The organism is Microvirga sp. TS319, from assembly GCF_041276405.1.
Lineage (GTDB): Bacteria > Pseudomonadota > Alphaproteobacteria > Rhizobiales > Beijerinckiaceae > Microvirga.
Genome location: NZ_JBGGGT010000002.1, coordinates 3,947,974 through 3,969,299 on the forward strand (window position 1 = coordinate 3,947,974; position 21,326 = coordinate 3,969,299).

The 21,326-nt window shown below is 64.1% G+C and carries 19 protein-coding genes; 12 read left to right on the plus strand and 7 right to left on the minus strand.

Features of this window, described 5'->3' with window-relative positions:
- Positions 1-36: 36 nt before the first annotated feature.
- The gene (locus AB8841_RS28005; RefSeq protein WP_370439005.1) at positions 37-936 is read right to left on the minus strand and encodes a LysR substrate-binding domain-containing protein; all 900 of its coding nucleotides are present in this window, start codon (positions 934-936) and stop codon (positions 37-39) included.
- A 96-nt stretch (positions 937-1,032) separates the two neighbouring features.
- On the opposite strand from AB8841_RS28005, the gene AB8841_RS28010 reads away from it, so the two are divergent.
- The gene (locus AB8841_RS28010; RefSeq protein WP_370439006.1) at positions 1,033-2,499 is read left to right on the plus strand and encodes a catalase; all 1,467 of its coding nucleotides are present in this window, start codon (positions 1,033-1,035) and stop codon (positions 2,497-2,499) included.
- 210 nt (positions 2,500-2,709) lie between these two features.
- On the opposite strand, the gene AB8841_RS28015 is transcribed toward AB8841_RS28010, so the two are convergent.
- On the minus strand, positions 2,710-3,360 hold the full coding sequence (locus tag AB8841_RS28015; RefSeq protein ID WP_370439007.1) for an MBL fold metallo-hydrolase: 651 nt from the start codon (positions 3,358-3,360) through the stop codon (positions 2,710-2,712).
- A 151-nt stretch (positions 3,361-3,511) separates the two neighbouring features.
- Between AB8841_RS28015 and AB8841_RS28020 the strand changes: the two genes are divergently transcribed.
- Together AB8841_RS28020 and fghA are read left to right on the plus strand one after the other, a co-directional pair.
- Positions 3,512-4,624, plus strand: a complete 1,113-nt coding sequence (locus tag AB8841_RS28020; protein ID WP_370439008.1) for an S-(hydroxymethyl)glutathione dehydrogenase/class III alcohol dehydrogenase — start codon at positions 3,512-3,514, stop codon at positions 4,622-4,624.
- A gap of 16 nt (positions 4,625-4,640) precedes the next feature.
- Positions 4,641-5,483: an S-formylglutathione hydrolase gene (fghA, locus tag AB8841_RS28025; protein WP_370435162.1), complete on the plus strand. Its 843-nt coding sequence runs from the start codon at positions 4,641-4,643 to the stop codon at positions 5,481-5,483.
- On the opposite strand, the gene AB8841_RS28030 is transcribed toward fghA, so the two are convergent.
- Positions 5,480-6,055: an NUDIX domain-containing protein gene (locus AB8841_RS28030; RefSeq protein ID WP_370439009.1), complete on the minus strand. Its 576-nt coding sequence runs from the start codon at positions 6,053-6,055 to the stop codon at positions 5,480-5,482. The two genes, fghA and AB8841_RS28030, sit on opposite strands and share 4 nt — an antisense overlap.
- 133 nt (positions 6,056-6,188) lie before the next feature.
- Here AB8841_RS28030 and AB8841_RS28035 point away from each other — a divergent pair, with 133 nt between their 5' ends.
- The 4 genes from AB8841_RS28035 (at position 6,189) to AB8841_RS28050 (ending at position 10,037) form a co-directional block, all read left to right on the plus strand.
- The gene (locus AB8841_RS28035; RefSeq protein WP_370439010.1) at positions 6,189-6,557 is read left to right on the plus strand and encodes a hypothetical protein; all 369 of its coding nucleotides are present in this window, start codon (positions 6,189-6,191) and stop codon (positions 6,555-6,557) included.
- A 151-nt stretch (positions 6,558-6,708) separates the two neighbouring features.
- Positions 6,709-7,869 carry an OpgC family protein gene (locus AB8841_RS28040; protein WP_370439011.1) on the plus strand — a complete coding sequence of 387 codons (1,161 nt, stop codon included), beginning with the start codon at positions 6,709-6,711 and terminating at the stop codon, positions 7,867-7,869.
- Complete coding sequence (locus tag AB8841_RS28045; protein WP_370439012.1) at positions 7,782-8,624, plus strand: SGNH/GDSL hydrolase family protein; 843 nt, start codon at positions 7,782-7,784, stop codon at positions 8,622-8,624. The genes AB8841_RS28040 and AB8841_RS28045 overlap by 88 nt, the downstream gene beginning before the upstream one ends.
- A gap of 81 nt (positions 8,625-8,705) precedes the next feature.
- Entirely contained in the window at positions 8,706-10,037 is a 1,332-nt protein-coding gene (locus AB8841_RS28050) for an MFS transporter (protein ID WP_370439013.1), read from the plus strand.
- 123 nt (positions 10,038-10,160) lie between these two features.
- Here AB8841_RS28050 and AB8841_RS28055 read toward each other — a convergent pair whose 3' ends face one another.
- The 3 genes from AB8841_RS28055 to xylF all read right to left on the minus strand — a co-directional run bounded on the left by AB8841_RS28055 (position 10,161) and on the right by xylF (position 13,469).
- Positions 10,161-10,940 carry an ATP-binding cassette domain-containing protein gene (locus tag AB8841_RS28055; RefSeq protein ID WP_370439014.1) on the minus strand — a complete coding sequence of 260 codons (780 nt, stop codon included), beginning with the start codon at positions 10,938-10,940 and terminating at the stop codon, positions 10,161-10,163.
- A 14-nt stretch (positions 10,941-10,954) separates the two neighbouring features.
- Entirely contained in the window at positions 10,955-12,253 is a 1,299-nt protein-coding gene (locus AB8841_RS28060) for a sugar ABC transporter permease (RefSeq protein ID WP_370439015.1), read from the minus strand.
- A 169-nt stretch (positions 12,254-12,422) separates the two neighbouring features.
- On the minus strand, positions 12,423-13,469 hold the full coding sequence (gene xylF / locus AB8841_RS28065) for a D-xylose ABC transporter substrate-binding protein (protein WP_370439016.1): 1,047 nt from the start codon (positions 13,467-13,469) through the stop codon (positions 12,423-12,425).
- 226 nt (positions 13,470-13,695) lie between these two features.
- Here xylF and AB8841_RS28070 point away from each other — a divergent pair, with 226 nt between their 5' ends.
- The 5 genes from AB8841_RS28070 (at position 13,696) to AB8841_RS28090 (ending at position 20,270) form a co-directional block, all read left to right on the plus strand.
- The gene (locus AB8841_RS28070) at positions 13,696-14,904 is read left to right on the plus strand and encodes an ROK family protein (RefSeq protein ID WP_370439017.1); all 1,209 of its coding nucleotides are present in this window, start codon (positions 13,696-13,698) and stop codon (positions 14,902-14,904) included.
- Between the two features lie 75 nt (positions 14,905-14,979).
- Positions 14,980-18,027 (plus strand): DNA polymerase I, encoded by a 3,048-nt coding sequence (polA, locus tag AB8841_RS28075; RefSeq protein WP_370439018.1) that lies wholly within the window; start codon positions 14,980-14,982, stop codon positions 18,025-18,027.
- A gap of 447 nt (positions 18,028-18,474) precedes the next feature.
- Positions 18,475-18,972 (plus strand): N-acetyltransferase family protein, encoded by a 498-nt coding sequence (locus tag AB8841_RS28080; protein WP_370439019.1) that lies wholly within the window; start codon positions 18,475-18,477, stop codon positions 18,970-18,972.
- A gap of 61 nt (positions 18,973-19,033) precedes the next feature.
- The gene (locus AB8841_RS28085; RefSeq protein ID WP_370439020.1) at positions 19,034-19,744 is read left to right on the plus strand and encodes a glutathione S-transferase; all 711 of its coding nucleotides are present in this window, start codon (positions 19,034-19,036) and stop codon (positions 19,742-19,744) included.
- Between the two features lie 244 nt (positions 19,745-19,988).
- Positions 19,989-20,270 (plus strand): hypothetical protein, encoded by a 282-nt coding sequence (locus tag AB8841_RS28090; RefSeq protein WP_370439021.1) that lies wholly within the window; start codon positions 19,989-19,991, stop codon positions 20,268-20,270.
- Positions 20,271-20,367: 97 nt separating this feature from the next.
- On the opposite strand, the gene AB8841_RS28095 is transcribed toward AB8841_RS28090, so the two are convergent.
- Positions 20,368-21,159, minus strand: a complete 792-nt coding sequence (locus AB8841_RS28095) for a class II glutamine amidotransferase (protein ID WP_370439022.1) — start codon at positions 21,157-21,159, stop codon at positions 20,368-20,370.
- Positions 21,160-21,326 lie beyond the last annotated feature (167 nt).

Here is a 21,326-nt window from a genome sequence, read left to right on the forward strand (position 1 = left end):
GGGGCTCCGTGGTCCTGACCGCGGAGCCCTTTCTGCTCAGGCCGCTTGGCCCTGCCTCACCTGTTTGATGAGGTCGCCGAGAGCGGCGAAATCCTTCTTTCGCCCCGACGTCTTTCGCCAGACGAGACCAAGGGTGCGCTTGGGCGGATCGTCCGGAAACGGGATGAGCGCCACGCGCTGACGGTCGACCTCCGCCGCAGCGCACAGCTCCGGCAGAAGCGTAATGCCATGACCTGCGGCCACCATCTGCATGATGGTAGTGAGCGAAGCCGCCCCAAGCGCTTTCCGGGCCTGCATGTTGGCGATATGGCAGAAATGAAGGGCCTGATCGCGCAGGCAATGCCCCTCTTCCAGCAGGAGGAGGCGTTCCTGCCCGATGCGCTCGTGCAGATCTCGGGAATTCCATTGTTTCGCCGTGTGAGCCTGCACGGCGACGAGGAAGCGGTCCTCGAAAAGTGGCACTCCTTCCAGCTGCGCGTTCGGCGCCGGCAGTGCGATCAGCGCAGCATCGAGATCGCCCCGCAGGAGTTCGTCGAGCAGCATGTCGGTCTGTGTTTCGCGAATCTGCAGATCGAGCGCGGGGTATTGCCGCTCCACGTCGATGAGAATGGCAGGAAGCAGATAGGGCGCGACGGAGGGAATGATTCCGAGACGGACGGTGTTCGACAAGACGCCCTGGTGCTGGCCTGCCAGCTCGGACAATTCCCGCACCTGGCCGAGGATCGCCTCGGCCCGCTCGGCGACCTCCCGCCCGGCCTGGGTCAGGATGACGGAATTGCCTCGCCGCTCGGCCAACTCGACCCCTAGCTCCCGCTCCAGTTCCTTGATCTGCATGGAGAGAGCCGGCTGCGTCACCGCGCATTGGTCGGCCGCCATGCCGAAATGCCGCGTCCGCGCAAGCGCCTCGAAATATCGTAGCTGACGAAATGTGACCATGGTGCCGATAAGAATATCTGATCGGCCGGGACAAGCAAAGCGATTGGACGTGATGACCTTCCAGCCCCATGATGGCCCCGGACTATGGGGACGACCATGACAAAGACAACAACTCTGACAACCACGGCCGGCGCGCCGATTGCCGACAACCAGAACAGCCTGTCCGCCGGCGAGCGCGGCCCTCTGCTGCTGCAGGATTATCAGCTCGTCGAGAAGCTGGCGCATCAGAACCGCGAGCGCATTCCCGAGCGCGTGGTGCACGCCAAGGGCTCCGCCGCCTATGGTACGCTGACCATCACCAACGACATCACCCGATACTCGAAGGCGAAGGTCTTCTCCGAGATCGGCAAGAAAACCGAGGTCTTCCTACGCTTCTCGACCGTAGCCGGCGAGCGCGGCGCCGCGGATGCCGAGCGTGACGTGCGCGGCTTCGCCCTCAAGGTGTACACGGAGGAAGGCAACTGGGACATCGTCGGCAACAACACGCCGGTGTTCTTCATCCGCGACCCGCTGAAATTCCCGGACTTCATTCGCACCCAGAAGCGTCATCCCTCGACGAATCTGCGTTCCCCGACCGCCATGTGGGACTTCTGGTCCCTCAGCCCCGAGAGCCTGCATCAGGTGACGATTCTGTTCTCGGACCGTGGCCTTCCGCAGGGCTATCGCTCCATGCACGGCTTCGGCTCGCACACCTACTCGTTCATCAACGAGGCCGGCGAGCGCTTTTGGGTGAAGTTCCATTTCAAGTCCATGCAGGGCATCAAAACCTGGACGAACCGCGAAGCCGAAGCCGTCGTCGCCAAGGATCGCGAGAGCGCCCAGCGCGATCTCTACGAGGCCATTGATGGCGGTGACTTCCCGCGCTGGAAGTTCTGCGTGCAGATCATGCCCGAGACGGATGTGGAGAAGACCTCGTACAATCCGTTCGACGTCACGAAGGTGTGGCCTCATGCGGAATATCCGCTGATCGAAGTCGGCGTGCTCGAGCTGAACCGCAATGCACAGCACTACTTCGCGGAAGTGGAGCAGTCCTCGTTCTCGCCGTCCAATATCGTGCCGGGCATCGGCTTCTCGCCCGACAAGATGCTGCAGGGCCGCATCTTCGCCTATGCCGACGCGCACCGCTATCGCGTCGGCACTCATTACGAGGCGCTTCCAGTGAATCGCCCGCGCTGCCCGGTCCATCACTATCATGCGGATGGCTCCATGCTGTTCGACATCCCGAACCGGGGCGACGCCTATTACGAGCCGAACTCCTTCAACGGCCCGGTTCAGACCACCCGCGCCGCCGAGCCGCCGCTCAAGATTTCGGGCGACGCCGATCGCTACGATCATCGTGCGGGCAACGACGACTACAAGCAGCCGGGCGATCTCTTCCGCCTCATGACGCCCGACGAGCAGAATCGGCTCATGGACAACATCGCGGAAGCGATGCAGGGCGTGCCGGAGGAGATCGTGAAGCGCCAGATCGTACACTTCTATCTGGCCGACAAGGCCTATGGCCTCGGCGTCGCGGAGCGCATGGGCCTGAAGGGCGCTGTGGCGGTTCAGGCAGCCGAGTAAACCGCCCCTCCGCTTCAAGCAAGACTTGATGGCTCAGGAGCTTTCCTGAGCCATTCTTTATGAAAGCCCACCCGCTTTAGAGCTGTTTCCAATTGCGTGGAATCAGCTCTTTTCTTTGCGCAATCGCATTTTTGGACGATGAACCGGATCCACTTCACCGAATACCGGGTCCGCTTTTCGCTCGCGCGGCCGCTGGGTCCGCACGATGCGCTAGATCAGCCCATCGCCCTGCAGGAAGGGGTTGCTTTGCCGCTCCTGGCCGATGGTGCTCATGGGACCGTGGCCGCAGATGAAGGCGATGTCGTCGCCGAGCGGCAAGAGCTTGTCCTTGATCGATTTGATCAGCGCCTTTCCGTCTCCGCCGGGAAGATCCACGCGGCCAACCGACCCCTGGAACAGCACGTCGCCGACGAGGGCGAAGCGCTCGCTCTTCGAGACCATCACGACGCTGCCGGGCGAATGTCCCGGGCAATGCAGAACGTCGAGCGTGAGCTCGCCGATGCTCACCGTATCGCCTTCCTGGAGCCACCGGTCGGGCGTGACGGCGCGCGCGGGAATGCCATAGGCCTGTCCCTGTTCCGGAAGCCGCTGGAGCAGGAAGTCATCCGCTTCGTGCGGGCCCTCGATCGTCACTCCCAGCTCGTCGCGCAGCTCTGCCGCGCCTGCCGCATGGTCAATGTGACCATGGGTAAGCAGGATCTTTTCCACAGTGACGCCGCTCTGCGCGATGGCATCGCGAATGCGCTCCAAATCCCCTCCGGGGTCGATCACTGCCGCCTTTTTGGTCTTCTCGCACCACAACAACGTGCAGTTCTGCTGAAACGGCGTAACGGGAATGATGGCGGCGCGAACATTGGTCACGGGCTGATCCTTCGATTGTCAAAGGACACATATGAGCGGAAATCGCTTCTGGAAAGCCCAAGAGCGGCGCAGGATCGGAATGGACCTTCCATTGACCTTCCGTCGAGCAGGTTCACATACTCGCGCCACCGAATCGCAATGGAGCAAGAACATGGAAACCAGGGCTGCAGTGGCGTGGGAGGCTGGCAAGCCTCTGACGATTGAGACGATCCGGCTGGAGGGGCCGAAAGCCGGCGAGGTGCTGGTCGAGGTGATGGCCACGGGCGTGTGCCACACCGACGCCTACACCCTCTCGGGCCTCGATTCCGAGGGCAAGTTCCCGGCCATCCTCGGCCATGAGGGCGCCGGCATCGTGCGCGAGGTCGGCCCCGGCGTGACCACGCTCAAGCCCGGCGACCATGTCATCCCGCTCTACACGCCCGAATGCCGCAACTGCAAATCCTGCCTGTCGCGCCGCACCAACCTGTGCACCGCGATCCGGGCCACGCAGGGCCAGGGCGTCATGCCCGACGGCACGAGCCGCTTCCGCTGCGACGGCGAGACCGTGTTCCACTACATGGGCTGCTCGACCTTTGCCAACTTCACCGTGCTGCCCGAGATCGCGCTCGCCAAGGTGCGCGAGGACGCGCCCTTCGACAAGATCTGCTATATCGGCTGCGGGGTGACCACCGGGATCGGGGCGGTGCTCTACACCGCCAAGGTGTGGCCGGGCGCCAACGTGGTGGTGTTCGGCCTGGGCGGCATCGGCCTCAACGTGATCCAGGGCGCGCGCATGGTCGGGGCCGACAAGATCATCGGGGTCGACCTCAACCCGGGCAAGCGCGCGATGGCGGAAAAGTTCGGCATGACCGACTTCGTCAACCCGCAGGAGATCGGCCCCGACAAGGTGGTGCAGGCGATCGTCGACCTGACCGGCGGCGGCGCCGACTTCTCGTTCGACGCCACCGGCAACACCGACGTGATGCGCCAGGCGCTCGAATGCTGCCATCGCGGCTGGGGCGAGAGCATCATCATCGGCGTGGCGGAGGCCGGCAAGGAGATCGCCACGCGGCCGTTCCAGCTGGTGACCGGGCGGGTCTGGAAGGGCACCGCGTTTGGCGGCGCGCGCGGGCGCACGGACGTGCCCAAGATCGTCGACTGGTACATGGAGGGCAAGATCAACATCGACGACCTGATCACCCATCAGATGCCGCTCGAGGAGATCAACACCGCCTTCGACCTCATGCACGAGGGCAAGTCGATCCGCTCCGTGATCGTGTATTGATCAAGGAGGCGATGAGGTGAGCTTCGAGACCGTCTCGCAATCGCGCTCCTTCGGGGGCACGCAGTTCGTCTACCGGCACGTCTCGCAGGCGACCGGCACGCCGATGCGGCTTGCCGCCTTCGTGCCGCCGCAGGCCGAAACGGGCCAGGTGCCGGTGGTGTGGTTCCTGTCGGGCCTGACCTGCACGGAAGAGAATTTCACCGTCAAGGCGGGCGCGCAGCGCATGGCCTCGGAGCTCGGCCTCCTGCTCGTCGCGCCGGACACCAGCCCGCGCGGCGAAGGTGTGCCGGACGACCCCGAGGGCGCCTACGATTTCGGCCTCGGCGCCGGCTTTTACGTCGACGCCGTGCAGGAGCCCTGGGCGCAGAACTACCGCATGCGCTCCTATCTCGAACGCGAGCTGCCGTCCCTGGTGGCGGACAGCCTGCCCGCCGACATGAACCGCCAGGGCATCATGGGGCATTCCATGGGCGGCCACGGGGCGCTCACCATCGCCCTGCGCAATCCCGGGCGCTTCCAGGCGGTCTCGGCCTTCGCGCCGATCGCCGCGCCGATGAACTGCCCGTGGGGCGAGAAGGCCCTGTCGCACTATCTCGGCTCCGACCGCGCCGCCTGGCGCGACTATGATGCCTGCGCGCTGATCGAGCGCGGTGCCCGCGTGCCCGATCTCCTGGTCGATCAGGGGACGGCCGACAGCTTCCTCGAGAGCCAGCTGAAGCCGCAGCTTCTGGAGGCGGCCTGCGCCCGGGCGGGCCAGCCGCTCACCCTGCGCCGGCAGGAGGGGTACGACCATTCCTATTTCTTCATCGCGAGCTTCATCGAGGATCACCTGCGCTGGCACGCCGAGCGCCTCGGCTAAACCAGCCCGAAAGCGTGCGGGTGCCGCAAGTGCAGCGCCTGCACGAGCACCATGGTCTTCATGTCGGCAATGGTGTTGTCGACAACGAAGCCCGCGAGGTCGTCGAAGCCGACCTCCAGCACCTCGATCTCCTCGTGCTCGTCGGCAAGGCCGCCCCCTTCGGCGACGCGGTCTGCCTGCGTGTAGGGCGCGAGGAAGAGGTGCAGCCGCTCCGTGGTGGCTCCGGGCGCCGACCAGAAGCGGCCCAAGGGCTCCAGGCGCTCGATCCGCAATCCCGCCTCCTCCATGCTCTCGCGCCTGGCGCATGTCTCGGGCTCGTCCTCGTCGAGCAGGCCCGCCACCGCCTCCAGGAAATCCGGGTGCCCTTCGACATGCATGACGGGCGCACGAAACTGCCGGACGAGAATCACCTTCCGTCGCCCCAGATCGTAGGGAAGGATGGCTGCGGCTTCGCCGCTGTTGAGCACCTCGCGGATCATGGTTCGCCCGTCCGGCATCTGGACCGTCAGATTCAGGAGCTTGCGCCAGCCCTCATAGACGATGTCGACCTGCTTGATCCGATAGGCTGTCACGTCCGGCTTCCTCCTGTCCGATGTCGCGATATCCCTACAACAACACACAAAACGCTCAAGTTATCCATCTCATTTGAGCCTGAGAGCGTGCTTTGAGCGTTATGGGCAGGGTCGGTTGCAACGAGCCCTCAACGTGCTGGAAGATCTGGTCGGGCCCGGCGTATCGATGACCGTAGGGCTGCCCTTCTGGAGCACCCTGATCGGACACGTGGCGGACAAATTGCATCTCGACACGTCGGACTTCGAGGACGGCGCACTGACCTCTCTGACGGCACCGGCTCTGGAAGACGTGGCGTGGATCAGGCTACGAGCGCGACCGGCCGCCATCCTACGTTTTCATGTTACGCTCGAATCCGGTGGAGCAAGCGGTTCTCGAGCAATTGGGCTGCGCGTTCTCACGGACAAGGATCGCCTGCCGGACGAGGCCCTTGAGGTCTTCCGGAGCAAGCTCTACAACGCGGCCCAGGAATCAGAGAATGACTCCGGTCTTCAGCCGCGCTGAAGATGAATTTTTTGTAATTCGCCCTCCGCTAGCCCCAATGATAAGGTTGAACGTTCATAGATGCGTTCGACTGCATCAGCCTTTGCGCTGCGCCGGGGCAACTTTTTGTCAGCTTGGCGTTTTAGCACGTTACAGATTGAAGAGCAGGTCGATGGCAGCCTCGAAGCGGAATACGACGATTGATTTCTGGCGCGGCCTCGTGCTGGTGATCATTTTCGTCAATCACATCCCGGGCAACCTCATCGAGCACATCACGCCGCGCAATTTCGGCCTCTCCGATTCGACGGAGGCTTTCATCTTCATTTCCGGCCTGTCGATTGCTCTCGTGTATGGCCCTCGCCTGCCGCAGGGCGACCTGTTCGGCGTCGTAAGGCAGTGCCTGCAGCGCGCATTCAAGCTCTATCGGGTTCATCTTCTTCTCACGGCCGGGGCGATCGCCGTCTTCTCGATCGGCTATGAGCTGAGCGAGGAGATCGGCCTCATCGAGGAGCATGGACGCAACGCCGTCTTCGGCGACACGGCCAAGGGGATCACCGGCATCATCCTGCTCGGCCACCAGCTCGGCTATTTCAACATTCTCCCGCTTTATATCACGCTGATGTTCTGGGCTCCCGTCGCGCTCGTCCTGGCGCGGGTCCATGCAGGCCTTGCTCTCCTGGTGTCGGCGGCGGTGTACGTTCTGGCCCGTGCCGGCGTCCTGACCCTCCACAGCTGGCCGGAGCCCGGAACCTGGTTCTTCAACCCGTTTGCATGGCAATTCCTGTTCACGCTTGGGATCGTGACCGGGCTCCTGATGCTCGAACGACCGGTCCCCTACAGGAGGGCCCTCGTCGTCAGCGCGCTTGCCTTCGTCATCTTGTCACTCGTCGCGATGACCGCGGGATTTGGCCTGATGCCCTGGCTGTACGAGATCGCCCTCACCAAGCTCGATCTCGTCAAGCATGACCTTGGCGTCGTCCGCATGCTTCATTTCCTGGCGCTGGCCTATCTGGTGACCCAGTTCCGGATCGGAGACGCTCTCAAAACGACGATCGTCGGCCCCGACCTGGTCCGCCTCGGACAGAACGGCCTCACGGTCTTTGCCGTGGGATCGCTCCTGAGCGCCCTCGGGCAAGTCATCATGACGCTAGCCGCCGTCAAATCGTCTGCTAGTCCGCAGATTATCGGTATGGTATTCACCATTCTTGGTATCATTGGTCTTCTGGCACTGGCGCGATATCTCGAATGGAACAGACAAAACCTAACTGCCCGGCAACAAGGGCAGGCAAAGGGGCTCGGGTTGTCGCCTTCACAGGGGCGGCTCTCTTCCTAGGCCTTGGATTCCTCGGTCCGTCGGCCGTCTCGGCTGCAAGCATCACTGGATGCGTTGCGAAGCGCCAGGTCTTCACGACCTATTCGCCCGCAACGGCCCTCCGCGCCAAGCTCGCCCGCCATGAGCCGATCCGGATCCTCGCCATCGGCTCGTCCTCGACGGAGGGCATCGGCGCCTCGTCGCCCGATCGGGCCTATCCGGCCCAGCTCGAAGGTGAATTGAGCGAGGACTGGAAGGGCAATGTCTCCGTCGTCAACGCCGGCAAAGGTGGCGAGACCGGTGTCCAGACCGTCGAGAGACTCGAGGCTGCCCTCAAGACCCAGCCCTTCGATCTGGTCATCTGGCAGGTGGGAACGAACGACGCCATCAAGGGCGTGAGCGAAGACGATTTCCGGGCCATCCTGGAACGTGGAATCGCGGCCGTGAAGACAACCGGAGCCAGCCTGATCCTCCTTGACCAGCAGTATTTTCCCACGATCAAGGATCCGAGCCGCTACGAACGGTTCGTCCACGTGGTGAGCGCGCTGGGCCGCGAGAGGCAGATTCCCGTCTTCTCCCGCTACGCGCTGATGCAGGACTGGAACAGCCAGTCGGCCGAGGAGCTGCGCTCGATGCTCTCGAGCGACGGTTTCCACATGAGCGACAAGGGATATGATTGCCTGGCCGATCAGGTCGCAGAGGCGATTCAGACCCTCGTGGAGGTGCCTGCTCATGCCCGGCAGGATACGGCGACCCAAATCGCCAAGGTGCATTAACCCTTCTGCAGGGGCTCAGACGCCAACTCCTGCCGATCACGCCTTGAAGGCAGGTCTCTCTTCAATCCGATCACATTGTTCATGGTCCAAACCAAACGCCGACTTTCGCTCAAAGACGTTCTGACCGATGGGCGCATCGCGCTCATGCTGCCCCTGGGCTTTTCATCGGGCCTGCCCTTCCTGCTCGTCTTCAGCACGCTCTCCACCTGGCTTCGGGAGGCGGGCATATCTCTCACGGTCATCGGTTTGATGAGCTGGGTCGGCCTGGCCTATTCCCTCAAATTTCTCTGGGCCCCCATCGTCGACCGCTACGACGTTCCGGGTCTCGCCCGCCTGCTCGGCCGCCGTCGCGGATGGATGGCTTTGGCCCAGCTCGGCGTGATGGCGGCTCTCATCGGCATGGCCCTGACGGGACCGACGACCAGCCTGCCTCTCACCATCGTGTGCGCCGTGCTGATCGCCTTCTTCTCGGCCACGCAGGATGTGGTGATCGACGGCTGGCGCATCGACGCGGCACCCACCGAGCGTCAGGGCATGATGGCGGCAAGCCTTCAGCTCGGCTATCGCCTGGCGCTTCTCTGCGCGGGTGCCGGCGCGCTCTATATCGCCGAGCTCGTGAACTGGCAGAGCGCCTATCTGTCCATGGCCGCGCTCATGGCCGTGGGCCTCGTGGGCACCCTGCTCGCGCCGCGAATCGATGAAATCCGGATTCGCCAGAACCCTCCCTTCGCCCAGGCCATTATCGACCCCCTCGCCGATCTCTACCGGCGCAAGCGCACGATGTTGATCCCGATCCTGGCGCTGATCGCCTGCTATCGCCTGCCTGATTTCATGGCGGGCATCATGGCGAACCCGCTCTATATCGACCTCGGCTTCAGCAAGGCCGATATCGCCAGCATCTCGAAACTCTACGGCGTGTGGATCGGCATCATCGGCGCCTTCGGAGGCGGCCTCGCACTGACCCGCCTCGGCCTGTGGTGGACCCTGCTGATCGGAGCCCTTCTGGCCGCCGGGTCGAACGTGATGTTCTCCTGGCTCGCCGCAGGCCATGCCACCCTCACGGGCCTGACGCTCACGATCAGCATCGACAATTTCGCGCAAGGCTTCGCGGGCGCGGCCCTTGTGGCCTATATGTCGGGGCTCACCTCGCCCGGCTTCGCCGCCACCCAATACGCCCTTCTCAGCTCGCTCTACGCGCTTCCGGGAAAACTCATCGGCGGCGCATCCGGCGCCGTGGTGGATTCTTACGGCTATCCGCTGCTCTTCACCGGCACGGCAGCCCTCGGCATTCCGCTTGCGGTCCTCTGTCTCCTGGTGCGCCGCGACACGATGGAGACCGTGCGGCAGAAGGAGGAAGCGGATGCGCGCGCGGCTCGATCATCGAACGCAAAAGTGGGCACCGGTTTTGCGTGAAAAGATGCTCGAGATCATAGACTTGGAGATCGAACCCAAAAGTGGATTCCACTATTGGGATTGCATCCAACGCTGTCGTGCTCCGGTCGTGTCAGAGGCGCGAGCCTGAGGGAGACGGCATCATCAGCTCGCGCCCGGTCCCGGCGTTGCGCCGGGCGGGCACTTGCCCAAAATGATCATGCCCAGCACCTCGTCCTGCGTGACGTCCTGCACGTTGGCGGAGCCCACGAGCTTGCCGTTCTTCATGACGCTCACCCGATCGGCGAGGCCGAACACGTCGTGGATGTCGTGGCTGATGAGGAAAATGCCGATACCCTCCCTCTTCAGTTGCAGCACCAGATCCGCGACCTGCTGCGTTTCGGCGGGGCCGAGCGCCGCCGTCGGCTCGTCCATGATCAGCACGCGTGCATTGAAATAGATCGCGCGCGCGATCGCCACCGATTGCCGCTGGCCGCCGGAGAGCGCCTTCACGGGCTCCTTGAAGCGGCGAAAATGCGGATTGAGGCGCGCCATCACCTTGCGGGTCTCGGCCTCCATCGCGGCATCGTCGAGCGTGCCATAGGGCGTGAGGACCTCACGGCCGAGAAAGATGTTGCCGGCAGCGTCGATATTGTCGGCGAGCGCCAGGGTCTGATAGATCGTCTCGATGCCGTAACGCTTGGCATCGCGCGGGGTCGCGATTTCGGCGCGCTCGCCGTTCACATAGATCTCGCCCCCATCCGGCCTGTAGGCCCCGGAGAGAATTTTGATGAGCGTCGATTTGCCCGCTCCGTTGTGGCCGAGCAGTCCCACCACCTCGCCGGGTCGCAGATCGACGGACACGTCGTCTACGGCCTTGATGCCGCCGAACGCAATGGAAATGTTGCGCATCTCGACGAGAGGCGTCGCTTCATCGGCTTGCATGATACGTTCCTCTCTCACTTGAGGCGGCGGCGATAGAGGCCGTCGACCCAGACCGCCAGCACGAGAACCGCACCGACCACGATGTTCTGCAAAGGCGTATCGACCCCGAGCAGCACCATGCCGGATTGCAGCGACTGCATGACGAGCGCGCCGAGCATCGCGCCCGCAATGGTGCCGATCCCGCCCGCGAGCGAAGTGCCGCCGATCACGGCGGAGGCGATCACGTAAAGCTCATCGAGCGTGCCCGCCGCATTGGTGGCCGCGTTGAGGCGCGCCGTGGAAATGCAGGCCGAGATGCCGCAGAGCAGGCCCATGAGGCCGAAGACCTTCATCAGTGTCCAGCGGGTATTGATGCCGGAGAGGTCCGCCGCCTCCGGATTGCCCCCGATGGCGAACACATAGCGGCCGAAGCGGCGGCGCGTGGCGATGAAGGTCATCGCGAGGCCCACCACCACGGCGATCAGCACCGGCAGCGCCACGCCATGCGGGATGAACAGGCCGCCCTCGGGCCACGGAATGCCGTTCGCCTCGGCCCAGGTGCGGGCCGTGCCCACGGGCAGGGGATAGGCGTTGAGGATGGCCGCCGCCGCCAGCACCGCGCCGCAGGTGACGAGTGCGATCACCGCATCCGCCCAGCCCGGGCGCACCGGAAAGCCGAAGCTCAGGCGCCGTCGCCGGGACAGGCCGAGACCGATGACGATGAGGCCACAGGCGATGGCCGCGATGATCCAGGTGGCGGTTGCTCCCAGCGCACCCTCGACCCCGCCCCCGAATGCCTTGAAGCGGCTGTCCATGGGCGCGACGGTCTGGCCCGTCGTGACCCACCAGGCCGCGCCGCGCCAGACGAGCAGGCCGCCGAGAGTGACGATGAAGGAGGGAATGCCCAGATAGGCGATGAGCCAGCCCTGGAAGAGGCCGATCGCCCCGCCGACCAGCACCGCGAGCAGCACCATGAGCGGAGCCGTCAGCGGATGCTCGAAGCCGAGATAGGATGGCAGCCATTGTGCCTGCGCGACGCCGATGATCATTCCGACGACGCCGAGGATCGCCCCGACCGAGAGATCGATATTGCGCGTGACGATCACGAGCACCATGCCGGTTGCCATGATCGCGACGGAAGCGGTCTGCACCGACAGGTTCCAGAGATTGCGCGGCGTCAGGAAGACCCCGCCCGACAGCAGATCGAAGCCGATCCAGATCACGGCGAGCGCCGCGATCATGCCGAGCATGCGGACATCGATCTCGAGCTTCGACAGAAGCGATCCGGACGTGGTGCTCGGTGGCTGAGTGGTCGTGGCAACGGGTGCGTTCATGATGCGGATCGCTCTTCTCAAACGTCAGTCCGGGGCCGCGTCGCGGAGCCCGGAACCCATAAACACGATGCTTCAGAAGAGAACGCCGAGCGCTTCGCCTATTCTGCAACGGCGCGGTTATGGATTCCGGGCACGCGCCGAAGGCGCGCCCCGGAATGACCGTATGGGCTTAGTTGCAGGCCTTCACCGTGCCGGGCTTCACGCCTTGGCAGACGACATCCTTCGACGCCCAGCCCGCATTGATGACCACGTCGAGATTGTCCTTCGTGATCGCGACGGGCGTGAGGAAGAGAGCCGTCATGTTCTGCTTCTTCGGTCCCTGGTTCCAGGACTTCGCCCCCTGGATGTCGGTGAGCTTCTTTCCACCGGCGAGCTGAATCGCGATTTCGGCGGCATTGCGGCCGAGTTCGCGGGCGTCCTTGAACACGGTCACGGTCTGCGTGCCGAGCGCGACCCGGTTCAGCGCGGCCTTGTCGGCGTCCTGGCCGGACACCGGCACGGAACCCGCAAGCCCTTGGGCGGCGAGTGCCGCGATGGCGCCGCCGGCGGTGCCGTCATTGGCCGCGATCACGGCATCGACCTTGTTGTTGTTCTTGGTGAGGAACTGCTCCATGTTCCGCTGCGCATTGGCGGGGAGCCAGCCATCCGTATAGGCCTCGCCCACATTCTTGATCTTGCCTGCGTCGATCGCGGGTTTCAGCACTTCCATGGAGCCCTGGAACAGGAAGTTGGCGTTCGGATCGGAACCCGATCCCTTGATGAACACGTAGTTGCCTTCGGGCTTCACCTTGAACACCTCGCGCGCCTGGAGGCGGCCGACCTCGACGTTGTCGAAGGTGAGATAGAAGGCCTGCGGGATCTCGATCAGACGATCATAGCCCACGACCGGAATGCCCTCGGCCACCGCCTTCTCCACGGCGGGCCGCACGGCGTCCGAGTCCTGGGCCAGCACGATCAGCGCCTTCGCGCCGCGGGAGATCAAGCTTTCGATGTCGGTGAGCTGCTTGGCGGGCGATGATTGCGCATCCGCCGACACATAGGTGCCGCCCGCCTTTTCGACCGCAGCCTTGATGGCGGCTTCGTCGGTCTTCCAGCGCTCCTCCTGGAAATTCGACCAGCTGACGCCGACGACCGGACCCTTACCCTGGGCAAGGGCCGTGCCTGCCGAAAGGGCCAGGACAGCGAGGCTGATGAGAGCGTGCTTCTTCGATACCATCGGTTTCCTCCTGGGCCCGCAATGTCCCTCTGGGCCCTGTGCTCATGGCAGGCTGTCTCTCCCGATGAGATCGACAGACGTGGCTCACGCTGCCATGTTTTATTGTTCGAGCACGGAAATAATTACCCGCCCTCTTTTTGCCTTCAAGCGGCAAAGCCCTCATTATTTCGTTGAATATCCCTTTTGCTCCGCATTTATTTATTCATATCTCGAAGAAATATCAGCGATGACCATGCTTTCCCTCTCCCCCCGTGAAGCAGCCCGCCGGCGCCTCCTCGATGCCCTGCGCCGTGAAGGTCCCATGGCGCGCGTGGAGATCGGTCAGCATCTCGGCATGAGTCCGGCCAGCGTCTCGGAGCTGACGGCGGGCCTGCTCGACGAGGGCGTCCTCGTCACCGAAGAGGCGACGGATCAGGGGGCAGGCCTCATCCGGGGACGCCCCAAGGTGCGCCTGTTCTTCGCCGAATCCTTAGGGTCCGTGATCGGCGTGTGGACCGGTTTCAACCGCATCGAGCTGCGGCTGGTGGACAGCGCGGGACGCAACCGGGCGAGCCGCCATATCGAGCGTCCCTTGAGAAGCCTCGGGGCCGAGGAACTGATGGACGTTCTGGTGGACAGCATCACCGCCTTCGCCAGGGAGGCCGGCGCAGCCGACGTGAAGGCCGTCGGCCTTGCCTGCCAGGGCTATGTGGACACCCGCGACGGGGTCGTCGCCTGGAGCCCGGTGCTCGGCACCCGCGACCTCCCCCTCGCGGCGGGCTTGGGCGAACGGCTCGGCAGGCCCGTTCTCATCGAGAACGACGCCAGCGCCATGGCCTTCGCCATCGCCCAGCGCAACCCCGATTTCCGCTCGGGGCGGACGGCCTGCCTGATGGTGGGCGACGGCGTCGGCATGGGTTTTCTCATCCAGGGCGAACTCTATCGCGGCGCACGCTTTGGCGGCAGCGAGTTCGGCCATGTGCGCCTGCGCCGGAGCGGCCCGCAATGCCGCTGCGGCGGGCGCGGCTGCATCGAGGCCTATCTCGCCGATTACGCCCTGCACCGGGACGCGCAGCTCATCGACCATCGCCCGGCGCCCACCTTTCTGCTTCCGGGCGAGGAGGCCATGAGCGCCGTGGTGGAGCAGGCCCGGTCCGGCGACCCTGCCCTCCTCAACCTCTTCCGCGAAGCCGGCGAGGTGCTGGGCGACGCGGTGGGCATCCTGATCCAGACCCTGGAACCCGACCATATCGTGCTCTGCGGCCCCGGCACCCGGGCCATGGACCTGCTTCGCCCCTCCTTCGAGGCGGCCCTCGAATCGCAGACCATTCCGGAGCTCAGGGCGCTCGCGGCCATCCATGTGGTGGAATCCTCCCTCGACCTCCTCACCGAGGGCGTGGTGATGCAGGCCCTCAGGGAGCTCGATCTCGACCTGGCGCGTCTCAGGGCTGCATAAAGGCGCACCGGACGTAGCCATGGGGCGATGAAACCACTATTTGTAGGAGGTCCATTTCCTCCACGAACGAGACCCATGGCTTCCTCCCGTCCCGTCCAAGCCGGCGATCATATTTTCCTCGTCGACGGCTCCTCTTTCATCTTCCGGGCCTACTTCCAGTCCATCAACCAGGACCAGAAGTACAATTCCCGCAGCTCGGACGGCATGCCGACGGGGGCCGTGCGCCTGTTCGTCACCAAGCTCCTGCAGTTCATGCGCGACGGCGCGGCCGGCCTGCAGCCCACGCATCTGGCCATCGTGCTCGACAAGTCCGAGGGGTCGTTCCGCAAGGAGCTCTACGAGGATTACAAGGGCCACCGCCCCGACGCGCCGGAGGACCTGAAGGTTCAGATGCCCCTGATGCGCGAGGCGATCCGTGCCTTCGGGCTCGAACCCGTGGAACTGCAGCGCTACGAGGCAGACGATCTGATCGCCACCTATACCCAGCAGGCCAAGGCGCGCGGCGCGGACGTGCTCATCATCTCCTCGGACAAGGACCTGATGCAGCTCGTCGGCCCGAAGGTGTGCTTCTACGATTTCGAATCCGGCTCCAAGGGCAAGCCCGGCTACCGGCCCGAGCGCAATCTCGACGAAGCCGCCGTAATCGAGAAGTGGGAGGGTATTCCGCCGGAAAAGATCGGCGATGTGCTGGCCCTCATGGGCGACACCTCGGACAACGTGCCGGGCGTCCCTGGCATCGGCCTGAAGACCGCGGCGCAGCTCATCAAGGAATACGGCGACCTCGAAACGCTGCTGGAGCGCGCGAACGAGATCAAGCAGCCCAAGCGCCGCGAGACGCTGATCAACAACGCGGAATCCGCGCGCCTCTCCAAGAAGCTCGTGACCCTCGATTGCGAGGCGCCCCTGCCTGTCCCGCTCGACGATCTGCGCGTGCCCGAACCCGACCCCAAAACGCTCATCGGCTTCCTCAAGGCCATGGAGTTCAGCACGCTCACGCGCCGCGTGGCGGAGCTCTACGATGCCGATCCCGCCATGGTCGAACCGGATCCACGGCTGATGCCGGGCGGCGAGGCGATCCGGTGGGAGCGCAACGGCGGATTTGCAGCTGCCGATACAGAACCTCCTCTGTTCGAAAAGAGCGACGCGATCCCGGGCGAGGTCGATCCGTTCGCAGGGCTCGACCTCCCGGAAACGGGCACGGCCCGCAAGCCTTTCGAGGGTGTCGGAACGCCTTCGCAGCTTGCCGGGAAGCGCGCGACGGAAGCCTCGTCCACGCCTTTCGACGTCTCGGCCTACGAGACCGTCACGAGCCTCGACCGGCTCAAGGAATGGGTCGCCCGGGCGACCGAGCAGGGCTATGTCGCCGTCGACACGGAGACGAGCGATCTCGACGCCAATCTTGCGGACATCGTGGGCTTCTCGCTGTCGCTGGAGCCGGGCAAGGCCTGCTATGTGCCACTTCAGCACCGCGATGAATCCGATCTCTTCGGCGGCGGGCTCGTGACGGGTCAGCTTCCGGTGACCGACGCGCTCGATGCCATTCGGCCGATGCTGGAGGATCCGTCCGTTCTCAAGATCGGCCAGAACCTGAAATACGACTGGATCGTCTTCAAGCGGCACAACATCGATGTCCATCCCATCGACGACACGATGCTGATCTCCTACGTGCTCGACGCCGGAAAAGGCTCGCACGGCATGGATGAATTGTCCCGACGCCATCTCGGCCACGCTCCGATCAGCTTCTCGGAGGTGGCGGGCACCGGCCGGAACAAGGTGACTTTCGACAAGGTCGAGATCTCCAAGGCGACGGCCTATGCGGCGGAAGACGCGGACGTCACCTTGCGCCTCTGGAAGATCCTCAAGCCCCGCCTCACCGCCGAGCATCGGGCCACTGTCTATGAAACGCTCGAGCGCCCGCTCGTCGACGTGATCGCCCGCATGGAGATGCGCGGCATCCTCGTGGATCGGCAGATCCTGAGCCGCCTGTCGGGCGACTTCTCGCAGACGCTCGCGCGCCTCGAGGACGAGATCCACGAGATGGCGGGCGAAAAATTCGCCTTAGGCAGCCCGAAGCAGATCGGCGACATCCTCTTCGGCAAGATGGGCCTGCCCGGCGCCAAGAAGACGCCGTCCGGCCAATGGGCGACGCCTGCGACCCTGCTCGACGAGCTGGCGCAGTCCGGTCACGAACTGCCCGCGAAGATCCTCGAATGGCGCCAGCTCGCGAAGCTGAAATCCACCTATACGGATACCCTGCAGGAGCACATGCACCCCGACACCAAGCGGGTGCACACCTCTTTCTCGCTCGCGGCCACGACGACGGGCCGTCTTTCCTCCTCCGATCCGAACCTGCAGAACATCCCGATCCGCACGGAAGCGGGACGCAAGATCCGCACGGCCTTCATCGCGCCGCCCGGCCAAAAGATCATCTCGGCCGACTACAGCCAGATCGAGCTGCGCATCCTCGCGCATATCGCGGATATTCCGCAATTGCAGGAGGCTTTCGCGAAGGGCCAGGACATTCATGCGGCGACCGCTTCGGCCATGTTCGGCGTCCCGCTCGACCAGATGACGTCCGACCTGCGCCGTCAGGCGAAGACCATCAATTTCGGCATCATCTACGGCATCTCGGCCTTCGGCCTCGCCACGCGCCTCGGCATTCCGAACGCCGAGGCCTCCGCGTTCATCAAGCAGTATTTCGAACGCTTCCCCGGCATCCGCACCTATATCGACGAGACGAAGAAGGCCTGCAAGGACAAGGGCTATGTGACCACGCTCTTCGGGCGCGTGTGCCACTACCCGCAGATCCGTTCGAGCAACCCGTCCGAGCGGGCGGGCGTGGAGCGCCAGGCCATCAATGCGCCGATCCAGGGCACGGCCGCCGACATCATCCGGCGCGCCATGATCCGCATGGAGGATGCGCTGAAAGCGGAGCGCCTCTCCGCGCGCATGCTCCTGCAGGTGCATGACGAACTGGTGTTCGAAGCCCCGGACGAAGAGGTGGAGGCGACACTCCCCGTGATCTCCCGCGTGATGACGGAAGCCCCCTTCCCGGCCGTTACCCTGAAAGTTCCACTCGCCGTGGAAGCCCGGGCCGCGCAGAACTGGGACGAGGCGCATTAGCACATCTTGAATCCCCAGCCTGCAAGGCAGGATCATAAAGGCATGGCGCACTTTTCCCTCCCCATCTCGGGCTTTTCCGAGATGGGGCCTCTGCTTGCCGCAAGTCGGGAACACCAGACCTGCGATGGGGAGGGATGAAGCCTGGGAACGCGACGTCGGGGCGCTATGTATCATCTATGGCACATGACAGCTCGATATCGTCGTGTCCGCAGGTGTTGCGGCCGTCTACGTCTTCAGGAAAAGATGCGCCAACAATGACCTGGATCCCCGGAGCAAGTTAAGGGATGATGGAGAGCGTTGGCTGAGCCACGCACTCGGTCGCACCACCCCGCCCCTACCCCTCCCCGCAAGGGGGACGGAAGCGACCGGTCCGCTTTACGAGCCAAACTCTCGGGTTAATGAGCTTCGAGGCTATTCTGTTGGCCCGACGCGGGAGATCATCGAAGAATGTCCGACATGCAAACCTCCTCGCTTCTCGTGCGAAAAGCCGCCATTGGCGATGCGGAGGCTCTGTTCCGCTTCACAGCGAGCCTGATCGAGGATCATCTTCCCGGCCAGGCGCCCTGGGTCTCGTTGAAGGACATCAAGGAAAAGGGTTTCGGCCCCGATCCGCTGTTCGAGGCCCTGGTGGCCGAGCGCGATCATCAGCCTGTCGGCTTCGTTTCGTTCTTCCGCGGCTATGCCGGCTGGCGCGGGAAGCCTATGGGGATCGTTCACGCACTCTATGTTCAACCGGGGGAGCGCCGCTCCGGCGCGGCGCGATTGCTCATGGCGGGTGTTGCGCGGATTGCGCGGGAGCGCAACTGGATCCGCATCGAGCTTTTCGTCGAGGAGGAGCGCCCCGCCATCCGCTTCTATGAATCCATCGGCATGCGCGATCTCCATCACCGGCATTATCGGCTCGAGGGCGAGGCGCTGGAGCATTTGGCTCGCGAGAGCCTTTGACATCGACTGCGGGCGCTCCATCCTTCCAGGGGCCGTTGCCGCATGAAGGATGGAGCCCTCCATGACCTATGAACTCTACTACTGGCCGACCATCCAGGGACGTGGCGAGTTCGTGCGGCTGGCGCTGGAAGAGGCCGGGGTCGACTATATCGACGTGGCGCGGATGTCGGAAGGCGCCGCTGTGATGATGCGGCTCATGGGGCACGCGGAGCATCCGCCCTTCGCGCCGCCCTTCCTGAAGGATGGCGAGACGATCATCGGTCAGACGGCCGCGATCCTCCTCTATATCGGGGCGAGACACGATCTTGCGCCGAAGGACCCGGCCGGCGGACTGTGGACGCATCAGATCCAGCTCACCATCGCCGATTTCGTAGCGGAAGCGCACGATACGCATCACCCGGTCGCGGTCGGCCTCTATTACGAGGACCAGAAGGCGGAGGCGCTCCGGCGATCCGCCGAGTTCCGTGACGACCGCATCCCGAAATTCCTGGACTGGTTCGAAACGATCCTCGCGCGCAATCCGGCGGGCGATGCGCATCTCGTCGGCAACCGGCTCACCTATGTCGACCTGTCCCTGTTTCAGGTGGTCGAAGGTTTGTCCTACGCTTTTCCGAATGCCGTGAAACGCGCGCTCGAGGACATGCCACGGGTTGCGGCCCTGCACAGGGCCGTCGCTCGGCGGCCGCGCATCAAGGCGTACCTCGCAAGTCCCCGCCGCATCCCCTTCAACGAGGAGGGGATCTTCCGGCATTATCCGGAACTGGATGGCTGACCTTCGCGGTCGCATCGTGCGGAACCGGAGATCGGAGCGCTAAAAGGCGAGGATCGCCTTTCCCGTCCGGCGCTCCGGCAACGATCCGTTAAGCGCTGGGGACGCAATGTGCCGCCTGCCGCGGATCTCGTGCCGGTGATCCGTACCGGGGAGGCGATTGCGCTCAGTCACCGGGAGTCATGAAAGGCTGCCAGCGGCTCGACACGGGCCCTGCCGGCACCTTTCCATCATGCGAGGAGGCGACATGATCGAGGAAACGGAAACCGTTGCGGTCCGTCTGTGGCGCGACCGGGTGCAGCTGCGGGAGCAGGAGCGCAACGAGGCCCAGACCCGCCTGCGGATCGCCGAGGAGAAAGTGGCGATCCTCATGGCCGAAAACGACCGTCTCGCCGCCGAAAACGCCCGCCTGCGCGCTTTGATCGATCCCGATGCGAACAGCGCACGGACGGAAACCCAGAGGCAGATGGAGGAACTCAGGGGCGCGCTCCTGCCGCTCCTGTCGGGGGCGAGCGGCTCTCTGAACTGATATCAGCTCAAAGCGGGAGCCGCTTTTCACGTCCGATGCCCTCCTTGCTGGAGCATCTTTTCACGCAAAACCGGTTCCCACTTTCTCGCACGATGCTCTATGCCGCGATCTGCGCCATGGCCTCGTTGAGGCAATGCACAGCTACGGATTGGTCCGTCCTCGCCACGAGGCAGCAGCCCTTCGGCACCTCGCGCCAGCCCTTGGTCTTGTCGTCGATCGGCTCGGAGACCACGAGCAGGTTGCCCTTCTCCTCACGGAAATAGAGCGTCGGCGGCTTGGCGTCGCAGGCCCAGCGATAAGCCCAGAGGCTTTCGCCATCGGTGAAGGCGGCGGTGAAGCGCAAGGCCTCCTCGATGCACGCCTCGTTCATGAGGCGGCGCACCTGCTTCAGGGTCTGCGCCATGGCCCTCACGGGTTCCTCGGCAAGCCCGTTGGCCAAAGCCACGAGGAAGATCGCTTCGGAATCCGTTGTGCCCTGGCGGCGGTCATAGAGCTCATCCGGGATCATGGCTTCGAGCCGCCGCTTGATATGCCTGTATCCGCCGATCTGGCCGTTGTGCATGAAAAGATGCCGGCCATGAGAGAAGGGATGGCAGTTGGCCCGCGTCGTGGACGTGCCGGTGGAAGCCCGCACATGCGCGAAGAAGAGGCCGGAGCGCACCTGCTCGCAGAGGCTCCTCAGGTTCTCGTCGGACCAGGCGGGGCGCACCTCGCGATAGATGCCGGGCTCCTTGCGCTCCCCATACCAGCCGATCCCGAAGCCGTCGCCGTTCGTCTCCGTCTTGGCCTCGATCGCGTGAAGGGACTGGTGAACCAGCGAATGCGCCGGGGCGCAGACGAGTTCATCGAGGAAGATCGGTTCTCCCCGGTAGGCAAGAAAGCGGCACATCGGCTCCACAACCCCAGGCGCGACTGGCGCATCGTGCGGACCCGGCGGGCCGCGCCAGCGAAAAGAGGATCCGGTTTTCCGCGTCCCACGATGCGCAATTTCAAGGAAAGGGCATCGGACACACACCAAAAGCGGAGGCCACTTTTGGTTGGAGACCCCGGACTTGT